The sequence below is a fragment of the Caldanaerobacter sp. genome (assembly GCF_049701115.1).
In the GTDB taxonomy this organism is placed as follows: Bacteria; Bacillota; Thermoanaerobacteria; order Thermoanaerobacterales; family Thermoanaerobacteraceae; genus Thermoanaerobacter.
Window position 1 is genome coordinate 1 of sequence record NZ_JBNATX010000002.1, and the last position, 16,412, is coordinate 16,412.

The window sequence follows — 16,412 nt, forward strand, 5'->3', positions numbered from 1 at the left end:
GCTTCGCTCGCCCCGCCTTCGCTCCTCAAGTTCGCCAAGTTTAGTTACCGCTTTGGCAACAAGTCGCATTTACACACAAAATGCCACTTCTTTATTTTGTCAACAGTCTGGAAGATTTCAAGCCCGTTTCGCTTTGTCCAACATTATTTCAAGAATTACATCATCTGTATCTTTCATACCCTCAACAGAAATTTTCCCCAAGTTCTTTATGCTCTCTTCTGCTGTATCACCTAAAATTCCATTGTCAGAAGGAATGAATATATCATTAATAGCGAATTTTGACGCCTCTAATGCCGCTGTTACCGAAATGGAGAGCTTATACGCACATCCTACTTTGGCCCCATCGCATATCATCCCCGAAAGCCCCGCCAGCATGTTGTTTACTGATCCTTTTATCTGTTTTCTGGTAGCCCCTAGCAAATAAGTTAGACCTGCGCTCATCCCCACACCTGCTGCAACTCCACAACCACATATAGGAGACAAAACACCTATATAGGCTTTAACATAGGCAGTTAAAAGATGGCTTAACGTTATAGCTCTTATAATTTTCTCCCTGTCATAACCCCTTTCTTCACCTATGATAGCGATTGGCAGTATCGCCACAAGCCCGTGATTCCCGGAACCAGCACTGCTCATAACTGGAAGGGGATATCCAGACATTCTCGCCTCTGAAGCGGCTGCTGTTAAAGCTTTTGCCAGAGATTCTTCATCTCTTATCTGCCTTTTTAATATCTTTCCAATACCTACTCCTACCTCTTCATTCAGCCCTGCGTAAGCTATCTTTTTGTTCATTTCTATTCCTTCGCCTATAAATTCAATCTCTTTAAAATCCACCGTATCGCAGTAGTCTATAAAATCCTCTATTGTGAATTCTTTAATTTTCAGTTTAAGCCAGGACTTGTCCTCCTTTAAATTCTCCTCCTCTGCTTTTAGCACAACTCCATCTCTTTCCTCATATACAATATTGTCATGAGCATTCTTTACTATGACAGTGGCTCTGTGTTTATCTCCTACGACAGAGGCTTTTATATAAAGTCCCTCTGCATCTTTGTCAAGAACAATCTTTACAGCTTTTTTATTTACTATTTCGTGAGCTTTCTTTATATCTTCTTCTGTCGCTTCTCTTAAAGCCTCCAGTTTATATTCAGATTTTCCACAGACAAGTGCCAGTGCAGCAGCAAAAACAAGGCCCTTTTCCTTTGTGCCAGGAATAGAAACAAACATTCCATTTTTTAAAATATCCCTATCTACTGCAACAAACACTTCCTGTGGCTTCTCCCCTAAAATCTCTTTAGCTTTTGAGACAGCATAAGCCACGGCTCCAGGCTCTGTACAGCCCAGAGCAGGTGCAACATTCGCCTTTAAAATTTCTGTTAATATTAAAAGGTCTTGTCTCATAGTAACCACTCCAAAATTATTATTTACCCATATCTTTATTACGCAATTTTTGTACCACAAATTTTCCCCCGAAAATAAGCCTTCAAAAAAGTATGTTTCTCATTTATGATAACGGTAAACGTTTTTTAGCCTTTTGTTCCCCATTACAAAATTTCTTTGGTTCTCAATTATAAAAAATATTTATCACTTTTGATAAAATTGTGGTATAGTATAATAAAAGCCTGTTTACGTGGGGGAATCATTATGGACAACATTTTAGAAGAAATAAAAAATGATTTGCAGAGCATAGCAGAAACCATAAAAGCCATAACAAACGTGGATGTCACGATTGTAGATGAAAAATTAAAGAGAATTGCGGGGACAGGCCCTTTTAAAGAAAAAATCGGAAGATACGCTCCAAAAAATTCTGCTTTTGAAAAGGCCTTAAAGACAGGTCACCAATACCTGATAGTAAATCCTGGAAAACACCCGATCTGTTCTTCTTGTGAGGAACAGAAAAATTGCAAAGAAGAATTGGAACTTTGCATACCCATAAGAAATGGTGAAAAAATAATAGGAATCTTGGGAATGTCAATCTTTAACGAAGATACAAAAATAGAATTTTTAAACAAACAGGAAGACTTTAAAAATTTCGAAAAAAGATTTAGCGAACTCATCACTACCAAGATAAATGAGAAAAAATTGGGCGTCATGATAGAGTACCGTTCCTCAGAGCTCATGACTCTCGTAAACTCCATAAACGAAGGAATAATAATACTTGATAGCCAAAACAGAATGGTGACAGTAAACAAATATTTAAAGGAAAAGTTAAACGTTTCAGAGAAGACTCCTGTAAAGTCTATTTTCCCTGTAAAAATATTACAAGAATTAGAAAAGAAAAACTTTGAGGGAGAAGTAGGCCCTTTAGAGATTAAAGGAAGCAAGTTTGTAATAAATTCTTCTCCTATTTTATTGAAAGGAAAGTCCGTAGGCACCGTCCTTGTATTTTCTGACTTTTCAAAAATGCAGGAATCAGTCTACAAAGCCTCTAAAATGTCTGAAATTGTGACTTTTGACGATATAGTAGGAGAAAGTGATGCAATAAAGTATGCAAAAAGTCAGGCAATTCAAATTGCGGATTCGGAGATCCCTGTGCTTCTTTTAGGAGAAAGTGGAACAGGAAAAGAATTGTTTGCCAGAGCAATACACTTTCAAAGCAGTCGCAAAAATGAAATATTCATGCCAATAAACTGTGGTGCCATCCCCGAAACCCTTATTGAAAGCGAACTTTTCGGATATGAAAAGGGGTCCTTTACAGGAGCAAATGTGACAGGGAAAATCGGGAAATTTGAGCTCGCAAAGGACGGTACAATTTTTCTCGATGAAATAGGAGACTTGCCCCTCTCTATGCAGGTAAAACTTCTCAGAGCCTTAGAAGAAAAAGAAATTGTAAGAATAGGTGGATATACTCCAATAAAGGTAAATCCTCGAATAATCTCCGCCACTCATAAAGACCTGTATCAGATGGTTTTAGAGGGAAAATTTAGAGAAGACTTATTTTACCGCTTAAATGTAGTGCCAATTGTAATTCCGCCTCTTAGAGAAAGAGGGTACGACATAATTATACTGGCAAACTATTTTCTGGAAAAGTTTAATAAAATCTATGGAAAAAATATAAAAGGCTTTTCAAAAGAAAGTGAGAAACTGCTTTTAAGTTATCCTTTCCCCGGAAATATAAGGGAACTTAGAAATTTGATAGAGTATGCAGTCAACTTCGAAAGTAAAGATTACATATCACCCGAAACAATAAATCAGAGGCTTTACAGAAAAACACTTGAAGAAGGCAAGACACTTGCTGAAATGGTAAAAAATTATGAAAAGAATGTGATAAAAGAGTATATGTTAAGGTACGGAAGTGACGTTGAAAGCAAAAAACTGATAGCAAAAAAATTAGGCATAAGCATTGCCACTTTATATAGAAAAATGGCAGAAGAGTGATACAATGAAGATAGAAAAACAAAAAGGGGGATATGGACAAATGAAATATATTGACCTAAGAAGCGACACAGTAACCCAGCCCACTCCTGAGATGAGAGAAGCCATGTACAAAGCTGAAGTGGGCGATGACGTATACGGAGAAGACCCTACTGTGAGAAAACTTGAAGAAATGGCAGCAGAAATGCTAGGAAAAGAAGCAGCAATGCTTGTGACCAGCGGAACTCAAGGGAACCAAGTCTCAATAATGACTCACACTCATCCAGGAGAAGAAATCATACTAGAGGAAAATTCCCATATAATAACCTATGAAGTTGGAGGGATAGGCTATCTCGCTGGAGTACAGGCAAAAACTTTGAAGGGCAATAAAGGAGTTTTAAATCCGGAAGACGTAGAAAAAGCTATAAGGCCTAAAAACATACACTTTCCTGAGACAAGCCTAATCTGCCTTGAAAACACACACAATAGAGCAGGTGGCACTGTGACTCCAATTGAAGTCATGAAAAAGATATATGAAATCGCACAAAAGCATGGAATACCTGTACATCTGGACGGCGCCAGAATATTTAACGCCGCGACATATCTTAAAGTAGATGTAAAAGAAATTGCAAAGTACGCCGACAGCGTTATGTTCTGCCTTTCAAAAGGGTTATGTGCCCCTATAGGGTCTATCGTCGTCGGAACAAAGGAATTTATTGGAAGAGCGAGGAAATACCGCAAGATGCTGGGAGGAGGAATGAGGCAGGCAGGTTTCATCGCTGCTGCTGGCATCGTAGCCCTTGAAAAAATGACAAAAAGGCTTCAAGAAGACCATGACAATGCAAGGCTTCTGGCCGAAGGTCTGAAAAACATCCCCGGGATAGACCTTGACATGGAAACAGTGCAAACTAACATAGTAATGACTGATATTTCTGGCACTGGAATGACAGGAAGGAAATTTTCTCTAAAGTTAAAAGAACACGGCGTTTTAGTAAATGGAGGAGATGACTTTTCAGTAAGATTTGTGACTCACTATTACATAACTAAAGAAGATGTAAAGAAGGCCTTGAGTGCAATTGAAAAGGTGATAAGAGAAAAGCATTAAAGAGAGGGTAACCCCCCCTCTCTTTTTAGGTATACTCTATCCTCACTTTGCTTCCCTCTCCTGAAACAGTTGGAGGCGTCACTATGAGCTTGACAGGAACCCTGTCTTTGAGTTCTTCTACATGGCTTATTATGCCAACTACCATTTTATCTTTTTTCAGCCTTTCCAGTGATGTCATAACTACGTCAAGAAGTTCTGAATCAAGGCTCCCAAATCCCTCATCAAGGAAGAAAAATTCTAAAGGTGCTTTTCCTTTTAACTGTATGTGGGAAGAAAGAGCTAAAGCAAGTGATAAAGAAGTCAAAAAGGTCTCTCCACCAGATAAAGTATCAACAGAACGCCTTACACCGCCATTGAAGTCATCCCTCATTACAAAATTATTTTCAGAATCAATCTCTAGTGCGTACCTGCCTCTGCTTATTTCTTTAAGCCTTTTTGAAGCGGAAAAAGTAATGTATTTGAGCTGTTTTGATGCGATGAAATCCACAAATTTATTGCCCTGGAATAATTTGTCTAGTTCTTCCAGCATGTCTATTACGTGTTCCAACTCTTTTTTCTTTTTGGTCAACTCTTCTACCTTCTTCAGGTTTTCCTTCATATCATGAATAGCCTTTTCTGCAGCGCCAATTTCTTTTCTTTTGCCCGTCAAAATCTCCTCCAACTCTCTAATCCTTTCCTCTAATCTGTTCCAATGCTCCTCTTCAATTTGCCTTCCCTTAAGAAACCCTTCCAATCTTTCTATATTCGCAACCAGAGAAGTGTATTCATTTTCAAATCTTTTTACTTCTATTTCAATTTCACTCATCTCTTCACTGCTAATCACAAAACTTAAAGCCTCTTCCTTTGTCTTAAAGCCCTCTTTCGACAGCGAAAGTTCCAATTTTTTTATTTGCTCCTTCAACATGTTGGTCAATAAAATTTGATTTTCCAAAGTGGATATCTTTTTGCTTTCTATTTCCTGCTTTTTTCTTCTCTCCTCTTCCAGCCTATTTTTTAAAAAGCTCTCCCTCTGCAGAATTTCCGCTCTTTCCTTCTGAACTTCTTCCAAATACTTTTTTACGTCTTTCCCTTCAGAATACGAATCGAGTTCTTTTTGCATCTTCTCTAAAACGCTTCTTTTTTCCTTCCCTACTTCTACTACCTGTGTCTTCCTCACTATCAACTGGTTGAGGTCTTCTAACACTTTTTCTCTTTTAATGTTTAATTCTTCTAAATTCTTTTTTAAGGACTCTACTTCTTCTCTTAGTTTTTCAATCAATTTTTCTTTCCGATTGATTTCCTCTACTTTTTCTGAAAAGTTCGCATACCCCAACTTTTCTTTCCAATTTTCTAATTCTTTCAATAGACTCTGGTATTCCCTTTCAATCCCTTCAAAAGAGAGTCTATACTCCTCAAGAAGCTTTAAATCCTTTTGCAACCTCTCTTTTATGCGAGCTTCTTCCAATGCAAGCTGTCCTTTTTCTTCTTTCAATCTCTTAAGGACTTTCTCCTTCTCCTCCTTTTCTTTCTCCCAGTCCTCCAATTTTTCCTTTTCTTCTTTAAATTTTACCTCCATCTCTTCTATTTCTTTTCTCAAAATTTCTAAATCAATGCCCCTTAAATTTTCCTTCGCTTTTTCAAGCTCAGTCTTTGAAATCTCTTCTTTTGCTGTAAATCCTGAAAGCTGACTTTTTAGCATAATGAGCTTTTCTTGTAAAATTTCCCTTTCAGTTCTTAAATCCCTTTCTAGCTTCTTTTTCTCCTCAATCAACTTCTCGTCCACTTTCTTTGCCAGATTTATGTGGTGAAAAGATCCGCATACGGGGCAAGGCATTCCCTCTTTCAAGCCTTCTGCCAATTCTCCCGCCATGTTCTTCCTGACAATCTCTTCAATCTCTTTCTGCAAAGCATCCAGCGCTTTACCTTTTTCTACATATTCTCTCTCAGTTTTTTCTAACTCACCTACAAGCTTTTCTTTCTCCTCTAAAACTTCTTTTAAAGTCTTTTTAAGCTTTTCTTCTAATTCTTTATTCCTTTGAGCTTCTATAAGCTTTAACCTCTTTAACTCCAGTTCTTTTTGGAAATTGAAGAGCTCTTCACTTGAAAGAGGTTTCCTAACTTCAAGAAAGTTGAAACTGCTTTCCTCTTTTTGTAATTCTTCGTCTTTTTCAGTAAGTTCCACCTTTATCCTCTCGTGCTCTCTCTTCTGCTTTTCTACAAGTTTTTCTAGCTCTTCAATCTTGTGAGCCTTTTCCTCTCTTTCTCTTTTGACCCTTTCAAACTCTTTCTCAAGCTCAAACGCTTTAAATACATTCTCCTTCTCTTCTGTACTAATCCTTATGCTTACAATCTTCTCTTCCTTTTCTGCTATATTCTTCTTCAAGTTTTCTATGGAAAGAAATAATTTTTCCTTTTCTTCTTCTAACCTTTTAATATTGCTTTCTAAGTTTTTATACTCTGTCAAAAGCTTTTCTCTTTCTTCAGATAGCCTTTGTACCTCATCTCTGATCTGAATAGCTCTTTTGAGCCTTTCCTCTTTCTCAATAAGAAGAGGAATTTTCTCTTCTTTTTCCCTAAAAGTTATTTCGTAATCTTTCTCTATCTTTTGAAGCTCTGCACTCACTTCCTCCAACTCTTTAGCGTGTTTTTCTAGTTCTTTCTTGTTCAATAAAAGCTTTTTTTCTGTTTCTTCTACAGAGTCTATATATGGCTTTACAGAAAGGGATTTTTTTGCCTTCTCAATTTTTCTTCTTTTTACCTCTATTTCAGAGGCTTTTTCATCTAACAATCTCTTTTTCTCTAAAAACTGGTTTAACTCCTTTTGCCTTTCCCATATCTCTTTCAATTTTTCTCTCTCTTTTAAAAGCTCTTCTCTTTCTGCGCTCAAATTTTTTTCTTCTTCTTTAATAAGTTCTAATTTGTCTAACGCTTCTTTTAAAGCATCTTTTGTAACACCCTCATAGCGAGAAAGCTCACCATTTAACATACCGAGAAGCAAAGCCTTCTCGTTTTTTGTCCTTCTAATCTTTTCCATTAAATCATTCCCGTACTTTTCCAAACCAAAAATTCTTTCCAGCATGTCTCTTCTTTCTCGCCCACTTAATTTCAAAAATTCGCTAAATTTCCCCTGAGGGAGTACTACAGATCTGGTAAAGTCCTCTGCTGTAAGCCCTATTATTTCTATTATTTTCTGATGAACCTCTCTTTCTTTCTCTGCCAGCACTTTTTCTCCTTCTGCGGTTATCTCTCTCAGCCTTGCCAAAGTAGTCTTGTATCCGCCATTTCTTAAATCTTTTTTTATGTTTCTCTCTACTATGTACCTCCTTTTTTCAGTCCCTACTCCTATTTCAAATTCATATACCACAGAAGTGGAAATGGACTCAGTATTTATAAAGTCCTTGCTGTTTCTTGGAATCTTTCCGTACATAGAAAGGGTAATAGCATCTATTATAGTAGATTTGCCACTTCCTGTAGGTCCAAATATACCAAAAAGGCCCTTTTCAGTCAGCCTTTCAAAATCTATTACCTGTTCTTCCACAAAACTGTTAAGACCCGAAATTTTAAGCCTAATAGGCTTCATACCTCTTCATCCTCTTTCCCAATTATGCTCATAAAAAGTTCCACGATCTCTTGTGAAGGAGGAACTTTCTTTTCCTTCAGATAAAACTCTTGAAAAAGCTCTCTTATATCTTTCTCTTCCACTTCAATTTCTTCAGGGAGCTCTTCTTCTTCCGGAAGAATTGGTCTTATCTCTACTATATCGGGCATGAGCCTTTTCATTTCCCTTATCTGTGAGGAAGGAAGAGGAGATTCTGTCTTTATTTCGAAATAAGCCCAAATATTCTTGTCTTTATACTCCTCACAAATTTTTAGAGCTTCCTCAATACCATCGCATCTTATAACCTCAATGGGTTTATAATTTTTAAAATAAATCTCTTTTACATGAGCCTTTCCCCCTGCTTTTAACTCCACAAGATACGCACATTTAGATTGATTTATTTCGCTTTTGCTGTACTGAAGAGGAGAACCGGAATAGTAAACTGGCAACTCTTTTGATATTCTCTGAGGCTTGTGAAGGTGACCCAAAGCAATGTACTGTGCTTTTTCAGGAAGATGCTTCAACTCCACAGTAAAACTCCCTCCCAGCTGAATAGGCCTTTCTGAGCCTGCTTCCTCTCCTCCTGCTACATAAATGTGTGAAACAGCTATGTTTATAGTATCTTCTCTGTAATTTTTTGAAAGCTCTTTAAAAAGTTCTCCAACTCTTTCAGAATAACTTTTCTGCCTCTCTTCCTCCTCAATGCTTTCGGAAAAAATCTCATTAAGCCTCTTCTCGCTGGGATAGGGAAGGGCTATTACAACAGCCCTTTCCCCTTTTATCTCTACCTCAAAAAAGCCTTCCCCAGAATTCAAAACCTTAAAACTCCCAAAATCTCCTGTTGGCACAACAATTTTAATAGAACCCAATAGTATTACCCCTTGTTCATAAGCAAGGGGACTTGCAGCAGAAAGTCTGTCTGGATTATCATGATTCCCTGCAATTGCGATAATCACTCTTTCCCCGTTAGCAAGCCTTTTTAAGGTGTTGTAAAAAAGCATTTCTGCTTTTGCAGGGGGATTTGAGGAATCGTATATGTCTCCTGCAATTATCACCATATCCACATCATATTCTTCTGCCATTCTCACAAAGTCATCTAAAAATTTCTCTTGTTCCTCAAACCTTGAAAAATTTTCAAGCGTTTTCCCTAAATGCCAATCTGAAGTGTGCAAGATGCGCATTTTATCACCCTTAATACTTTATAATTGTGTCATTGAAAAATAGATACACATACTTTTCTTTCACTGTTTTGCCTGTTATAGTCTCCAATGCCTTTGAATACAGTTCTATTTGAACCTTGTATTTATTCTTTATCTCCTCTAGCCCTTCTTTTTCAACATAATCCGTCTTATAGTCGATTAAAACCAAACCACCCTCTTCTTCAAAGAAACAATCGATAATACCCTGAACCTGTATATATTCATCCTCATACTCTTCGGGAAGCTCTTTATAAATCTCTCTGCTTTTCACTTTCAGGTGAAAAGGAACTTCTCTTTTTACCTCCTTAGCCCCAAGAAGTCTTTTGCCAAGAGGCGTCTTGAAAAATTTCTCTATCTTACGAGCATCTACTTCTCTTGCTTGTTCCTCTGTCAGAATCTCTTCCTTTACCATATTCTCTATCTGCTCTTTTATTCCCCGGTAGGATAAATCTTTTAAAAGGTCGAGTTTCTGCATTACAAGATGCAGGGCTATTCCCCTTTCAGCAGGGGTTAATCCCTTCTTTTTTTCTAAAAAGAGAGGAGTCTTTAAGACTTTTCTCTCAAAGATAGAAGTAGTCTCTTCATCTATGACTTCATCGTTTAGAATCCTTTTTATTTCTGTAACAGAGAGTTTTGCAGGAAGTCTGCTGGACTTTTCATAAGGATATACGTAATTAAGCCTTCTCTCAACTTCTTTCTTAAATTCTGACTCAGTCTCTTCCATATTAACTGCTTTTAATTTCTCTATGACCTTTATACCTTCCTCCTTTTTTTTCTCACCTATAATTCCTTTTTTATCCCAAATCTTCACCTCCCACTTAGAAGAGTCCGGCTCCTCCTCAAGCAGAATACCAGCAAAGTCTCTCAAAGGCTTCAAATCAGGATGCCTTATTATAGCAGTCCCTATCCAATCTATATAACTTTTACTATTTAATACATCATATTCAGAGATCTTTTTGCCAATAAATCGCGCCTTACTCCATCTGTTCACTCTTTCTCTTATGTCCTTTACGCTTCCTACTAAAACAAGTTTTTCTTTAGCCCGTGTCAAAGCCACATACAAAACTCTCATTTCTTCGGAAAGATTTTCTAACTTTATCTTGTATTTTATAGCTTCTTTTACTACGCTGGGATATGAAATCCTTCTCCTGTAATCTACAAACTCAGGACCGATTCCTAAAAAATGGTGATAAAGAATCTTTTCGTTTAAATCCCTTGTGTTGAAATGTTTCCCTAAACCAGCTACTACTACAACAGGAAACTCCAGGCCTTTACTTTTGTGTATACTCATTATTCTCACAACATTTTCATTCTCTCCCACCACTTTAGCACTTCCCATATCTGCACTCGTCTTTTTCAATCGATTTATGAAGTTGACAAAATTAAAAAGTCCTTTAAAGCTTGTCTCTTCATATTCTTTAGCCCTTTCAAAAAGCACCCTTAAATTAGCCTGCCTTTCTACTCCTTGGGGCATAGCCCCTACATAGGAGTAAAAGCCGGTCTCCTCATACAAGTACCATAAAAACTCATCTACAGGCGTGTAGATTGACTTTTCTTGCCACTTTTTCAGCAAATTCAAAAAATTTCTCACCTTTTCCCCCAGTTCATCTTCCCTTAACGAAACTTTTTTTAAGGCTTCATATATAGTTCCATCAACATCTTCCAATCTTATATCGACAAGCTCTTCTTCGGTAAAAGAAAATATAGGAGACCTCAATACTGCCAAAAGAGGTATGTCCTGCATTGGATTGTCTATGACCTGCAGAAGAGAAAGAATTGTCTTTATTTCTGCAGTATCAAAGTAGCCAACGTTAGTATCTGCGAAAACAGGGATTCCCATCTTTACAAATTCCTCTTCAAAGGTATAAGCCCATTTTTCAGTGGCTCTTAAAAGCACACAAATGTCTCTATATTCAACAGGCCTGTATCTACCAATTTCTTTATCATACACCTCAAAACCTTCTTTAAAAAGCGCCTTTATCCTCTCCCCAACAACACGGGCTTCCATTTGCATATCATCCAAGATTTCCTCATCTTCTTCAAATTCCTCTTCTCTTTCTCTCTCTATCAAGTGGACTTCTACAGGCCTTTCGCTATCCAAAGGATTATTCTCATAAATTGCCCCGTAATTTAATTTTTCCTCCTCTGAATAGTCTATTTCTCCTATGCTTTTTGACATTATCTTTTCAAATATAAAATTTACAGCATCTATGACCTCTCTTCTACTCCTAAAATTTTTATAAAGAAGTATCCTCTTGTTTTCTCCTTCTGAAGAATAATTCACGTATTTTTCAAAAAATATATACGGATTAGCCTGTCTAAACCTATATATGCTCTGTTTCACATCTCCCACCATAAACCTGTTTGGCGGATCATTTCTTGCAATCAAACTCAGTATAGCTTCCTGTATCAAGCTTGAATCTTGGTATTCATCTATGAATATCTCTTCAAACTTTTCCCTGTAGTAAGAAACTACTTCTTCATTATTCAAAATTCTTAGAGCAAAATGTTCTATATCCTCAAAATCTATCAGGCCTTTTTCTCTTTTCTTTTCCGCATATTTTTTATCAAACAGCAAAATCAATTTCACCAAAGCCTCCATGACAGGATATAATTTCCTTATTTCACTTTTAATTTCTTTTTCTTCATCTATAAAAAACTTATCTCTTATTCCCTTTATCCGTTTTTTTACGTCCTCTCTTAATTTCCTGACTTCTTCCTTTACTTCTACATCGGCTTCCTTGCCAGCCCTCGGGAGCCTTTCAAAAGAGATTGCTTCTATTTTTCCCTTGAATTCATTCCAGCTTTTTGAATCAATTAACTCTTCTAGATGATGTGCCTCTGATTGAAAAAGCGAAAGATAGCCCTCTAATCCTCTTTCCCCTTTTATTCTTTCAATCGCGGCACTCATTCCATTTAAAAGTCCTAAAATTTCTACTTTTATGCTGTCTAGTATCACTTCCGCCCATTTGGAATCTTCAAAAGAGAAGTCTTGTTTCACCTCGAAAGCCTCGAGCACATCATTCAGCCACTTCTCAGGCCATGGTAAAGACCTTATAAATCCATAAAGCTTCAGAAGTACATCCTGAAGGTATTGGTCTCCTTTTGTCCCGCCATAGCTTTCTACAAGAAGGAGGAATCCCTCATCATTTTTCTCATACAGCTCCTCAAAGAGCTCTTCCACCGCCTCTATTTTCAAAAGCAAAGTCTCTGTATCATCTCCTACCCTGAAATTGGGGTCCAAGTCCAGCAAAAAGAAATGTTTTCGCACCACATCTAAGCAAAAAGAGTGAATTGTCGTGACAGTAGCTTTATTAAGAAGTGTAAGTTGGTCAGCCAATCTTTTGTCTCCTGGGTTATCGTCAAGAAGAGAAATCAACCTTTCTGCAATTCTTTCTCTCATCTCAGAAGCAGCTGCATTGGTAAAGGTGACGACCAGTAATCTATCTATGTCTACAGGTTTTTCTGGATCCGTCACAATATTTATAATCCTCTCTACTAACACTGCTGTTTTCCCTGAACCAGCTGCTGCCGCCACTAAAATATTCTTACCCCTCGTCGTTATTGCTTCCTTCTGTTCTTCCGTCCACCTGACTTCCATCTTCTTTCACTTCCTCTTCAAAAATGCTCCAAAGGTCCTCTTCTCTCCTGTTCTCTATTCTTCGGTAATCATTACCGCTAAAATTAGTTTCGAATTTGCAAATAGAAGAATAAGGGCAATACTGACAGGCAGTTTCTCTTTCTTTTTTGTAAGGAGAAATGGAAATCTCTCCTTTTAACATCTCCTCTGCCAGCTTTTTGCTTTTCTTCTTTACAAATCTTCTTAAAATATCAAATTGTTCTCCTGTCAATCCCTTTGTGTTCTTTCCAATAGCACCATCCTTGTTTATAGAAGCCGGAACCACATATGAGGTCCCTTCCATGAATTTATCCATTTCCCTTATTATGTCTACCCTCTTTAGCACAAATCCTTCTAAACGCAACCTCTTCATGATTTCCCTGTAAAGCTCATCATCAGAAATGTCCCTATCAGCCCTCACAATAGGGTCATCTATCTTGAAGTAAAACACCCCTGCAGGGTATATTTTTTCTTTCCCATCAAAGGCACTTTCTAAAATTGCATCAAGATAAACGAGAAGCTGAAGTTCTAATCCATAAAGCACATCTGAAAGTTCTAAAGTTTTATCTCCTGATTTATAATCTATTATCCTCACGTAAGCTTCTTCCTCTTTTTCAAGAACATCTACTCTGTCGATTCTACCTATAAGCTTTATCTCCTCTCCATTTGAAAGCACAATCTTTATAGGAGGATATTTTTGATTTTCACCAAAAGCCACTTCATGCCCCAGAGGCGTAAAAGAACCTCTTTTTATGTGTTCGGAAATTATCCAAACGGCTTTAGAAAGCACTCTTTTGAGTCTATTCGCAAGATAAAGATATCTGGGACTGCTTTTTAGAATATAACCTGGAATTTTATTTATCATGTCTTCCACAATTATATCGACAGCTTCTTCGCACCACTTCTCATCGATCTCCTGCCAGCTTAATTCCTCCTTTTCTAAAGCCTTAGCAACTTCATCCAACACGCTGTGCATGAAAATCCCAAGGTCAGGAGGTTCAAAACCGTAAACTTTTCTTTCTTTCGCTTTAAGACCATATTGAACAAAATAGGAAAAAGGACACGCAGCGTACTTCTCAAGCCTTGACACACTAAACTCCATTTCTTCCCCATAAAGCTTTTTTATCTTCTCAGGAGAAATCCTTTTTGTTTGATTGTCATAGGTAAAACCTTTTAAAGCTTTTTCTAATTTTTTATTCCATTCTTCTTTTTTACTGTACCACCTATAGACTTCCAGCCAGACAGGGTGAATCTTTTCTGTTATATTCCATTTTTTGAAAGATTTAATCATTTCATTGAAAGTGGGAAGAGGAACCGTTATCCGATTGAGATTTTCTTCCTCTGTATCTAGCTCTACAATGTTTGTACTAATCTTTATTTTGGGAAATATCCTTTTTAAACGAGAAATTATTATAGAGGGTCTAAGACTCCTCCCTTCATGGTCTGCAATAGGATAGCTAATTTTTAAAAACTCACTAGCAGAAGTCAAAGCCGTATATACTAAAAACTGTTCTTCAAAAGCCTTAGCTCTTGTATCCCTGTCAAGTTCGAGGTTCAAAGAAGAAAGCATGTTTCTCTCTTCGTCCGAAAATATACCTTCTTCAAAGAAGGAAGTCGGAAATATTCCGTCATTTACACCAAGAAGGTAAAGGACTTTGCTGTTATGACTCTTCATCCTGTCCACACTTGTCACTAAAACTTCATCTAATGCAGGTGGAATGCTTGCAATCTGATACTCATCAAAACCTATGGAAAGTATGCGGGCAAACTGCTCCAGGGAAATTTTTTCTTCTCCTAAAACCTCCACCATTTGGTCAAGCACATCTACCACTATATCCCAAACCTGAGCGTACTGGTTTGCCGTGCTAAATTCTCCTCTTCTTTTAAAGTCTTCTATGAGCTTCTCTATCTTCTCAGGTAACTTATTATCCACCAAAAAATCATAGAGAACTTCACAAGCTTCTTTTACATCCCTTGATTGAGAAAATCTCTTGTAAAATTTCTCTAAGGGCAAATATACATTCTCTCTTACTTCATTTACTCTCTTTATAATCTGCTTCTCTCTCTCCTCCATCAAAAGGCTGTCAGTTTTATAGTCTATCCTGTATTCCCATTTTTCCTTCCATTTAGCACCTTTTATGCCATTTGCTAATACGTAATTCTCTAAAAGGCTTATGTCCTCTTTATCTATCTCAGTAAAACCTGTTTTTAAATATCGAAAAACAGAATCATAAGACCAATTTTTCAAGTATATTTCAAAAATGGACATTACATATACTATGATGGGATTATTCGTTATATTTATCTTTAAATCGATAAAATGGGGAATACCGTAATGGGAAAATACGGCTTTTGCAAGCTTGTAATATCTTTTTAGGTCCTTTGTAGCTACCACAATATCGGAATACCTTATATGCCTATCCCTCACCAATCTAATTATATCGCGAGCTATTTCCTCTACTTCACTATACATGTTTGTTGCCTTGAAAATAGTTACCCTTTCCGTCTCTTCACCATAAACCTCGTAAGGATGCGAAAATAGATTCTTTTCTAAAAAAGCCAGTTCTTTATTTTCTCTAAATCTCATTGGCACTCCCTTGTTAAGATTTACAGGGGGTTCCACTGGAATTCCGTTCTTTTCACATATTTTAATCAACTTTTCTTCTGTCTTTTTTGTAGTATAAAAAACGTGAGTAGGGTCTATTAAAGAATCCAGTGAAGGGTCTAGAGTAAGGGTTATAGTAACTCTTGAGGCTTTTTTTAAAAGCTTTTCTATTATTTTATACTGTTTTGGAGTAAATCCTGTAAAACCATCGATCCAAAACTCCGCTCCCTCATATTGCGAAGACTTATCCAGCTTTTTAGCCAGAAGGTCTAACTCATCTTCCTCATCTATGTAGCTTTTGTAAATCATATCTTCAAAAGAAGAATATATCAAAGCTAAATCCTCAACCTTCTCTCTTAACCCCAACCTGTCTACCTTCTTGCTGGCCTCAATTAGATCGAAAGGTTTGATGTCGAACCTTTTAAATTCAGTTATAGTCTCGGAGATTTTTTTTACAAAACCCTGCTGCCTGGATGCTTTGGAATACACTTTGAGTTTTTCCTTTTTCTCTTCTAAAATCTTATATATAACCATGGATTTCCCGCAAGCCTTGATGTGTTGACGAGCAAGTCCTCCAACTTCTACAAAAACCCTGTTTGCCAGCGTTTTGAAACTTAAAACTTGTGCCCTCATTTTCTCATCTTTTTCAACTGTATTAAGAAGAGATTTTTCCGCCTCAAAGGTAAATTGTTCGGGAACAAGCAGTATGAGAAGATGGTTAGAACCATCGTTTAATTTACATTTTATTTCTTCAAGACAGAAATGGGTCTTTCCACTTCCTGCCCTGCCATAAACAAGTCTTAGGCCCATATAATCAGCTCCTAAGTTTTACATGCTAAAAAGCAAGGAAATCCCTTGCTTATCTTCTGACTATAATTATACCATTCTTTTTACCTGTTGAATTATTTTATTTTTTTGTGATACAATATCTCATTGAGAAATCAAAAAGCTTAACA

The 16,412-nt window shown here is 37.1% G+C and carries 7 protein-coding genes; 2 read left to right on the plus strand and 5 right to left on the minus strand.

Annotated elements, in window-relative coordinates; all coding sequences use genetic code 11:
- Positions 1-117: 117 nt before the first annotated feature.
- A complete protein-coding gene (locus tag ACPLVE_RS01405; RefSeq protein ID WP_424609175.1) occupies positions 118-1,398 on the minus strand; it encodes a serine dehydratase subunit alpha family protein in 1,281 nt (426 codons plus the stop codon).
- Positions 1,399-1,641: 243 nt separating this feature from the next.
- Between ACPLVE_RS01405 and ACPLVE_RS01410 the strand changes: the two genes are divergently transcribed.
- Together ACPLVE_RS01410 and ltaE are read left to right on the plus strand one after the other, a co-directional pair.
- Positions 1,642-3,375, plus strand: coding sequence for a sigma-54-dependent Fis family transcriptional regulator (locus ACPLVE_RS01410; RefSeq protein WP_424609177.1), 1,734 nt, complete (start codon positions 1,642-1,644; stop codon positions 3,373-3,375).
- A gap of 40 nt (positions 3,376-3,415) precedes the next feature.
- Entirely contained in the window at positions 3,416-4,456 is a 1,041-nt protein-coding gene (gene ltaE / locus ACPLVE_RS01415) for a low-specificity L-threonine aldolase (RefSeq protein WP_424609435.1), read from the plus strand.
- A 25-nt stretch (positions 4,457-4,481) separates the two neighbouring features.
- Here the strand turns inward: ltaE and ACPLVE_RS01420 are convergent, their stop codons facing one another.
- From ACPLVE_RS01420 to addB, 4 genes are read right to left on the minus strand one after another with little or no spacing between them, the layout of a single operon-like run.
- On the minus strand, positions 4,482-8,015 hold the full coding sequence (locus ACPLVE_RS01420; RefSeq protein ID WP_424609179.1) for an AAA family ATPase: 3,534 nt from the start codon (positions 8,013-8,015) through the stop codon (positions 4,482-4,484).
- Positions 8,012-9,214 carry a metallophosphoesterase family protein gene (locus ACPLVE_RS01425; RefSeq protein ID WP_424609181.1) on the minus strand — a complete coding sequence of 401 codons (1,203 nt, stop codon included), beginning with the start codon at positions 9,212-9,214 and terminating at the stop codon, positions 8,012-8,014. Before ACPLVE_RS01425 ends, ACPLVE_RS01420 begins: the two co-directional genes overlap by 4 nt.
- A gap of 10 nt (positions 9,215-9,224) precedes the next feature.
- The gene (gene addA, locus ACPLVE_RS01430; protein WP_424609183.1) at positions 9,225-12,833 is read right to left on the minus strand and encodes a helicase-exonuclease AddAB subunit AddA; all 3,609 of its coding nucleotides are present in this window, start codon (positions 12,831-12,833) and stop codon (positions 9,225-9,227) included.
- On the minus strand, positions 12,781-16,266 hold the full coding sequence (gene addB / locus ACPLVE_RS01435) for a helicase-exonuclease AddAB subunit AddB (protein ID WP_424609185.1): 3,486 nt from the start codon (positions 16,264-16,266) through the stop codon (positions 12,781-12,783). The genes addA and addB overlap by 53 nt, the downstream gene beginning before the upstream one ends.
- Positions 16,267-16,412: the final 146 nt, after the last annotated feature.

What these genes read in the sequence shown, in the direction of transcription:
- ACPLVE_RS01405 (WP_424609175.1), bottom strand. Translation starts at nt 1,398, where the DNA reads ATGAGACAAGACCTTTTAATATTAACAGAAATTTTAAAGGCGAATGTT.
- ACPLVE_RS01410 (WP_424609177.1), top strand. Translation starts at nt 1,642, where the DNA reads ATGGACAACATTTTAGAAGAAATAAAAAATGATTTGCAGAGCATAGCA.
- ltaE (WP_424609435.1), top strand. Translation starts at nt 3,416, where the DNA reads ATGAAATATATTGACCTAAGAAGCGACACAGTAACCCAGCCCACTCCT.
- ACPLVE_RS01420 (WP_424609179.1), bottom strand. Translation starts at nt 8,015, where the DNA reads ATGAAGCCTATTAGGCTTAAAATTTCGGGTCTTAACAGTTTTGTGGAA.
- ACPLVE_RS01425 (WP_424609181.1), bottom strand. Translation starts at nt 9,214, where the DNA reads ATGCGCATCTTGCACACTTCAGATTGGCATTTAGGGAAAACGCTTGAA.
- addA (WP_424609183.1), bottom strand. Translation starts at nt 12,833, where the DNA reads ATGGAAGTCAGGTGGACGGAAGAACAGAAGGAAGCAATAACGACGAGG.
- addB (WP_424609185.1), bottom strand. Translation starts at nt 16,266, where the DNA reads ATGGGCCTAAGACTTGTTTATGGCAGGGCAGGAAGTGGAAAGACCCAT.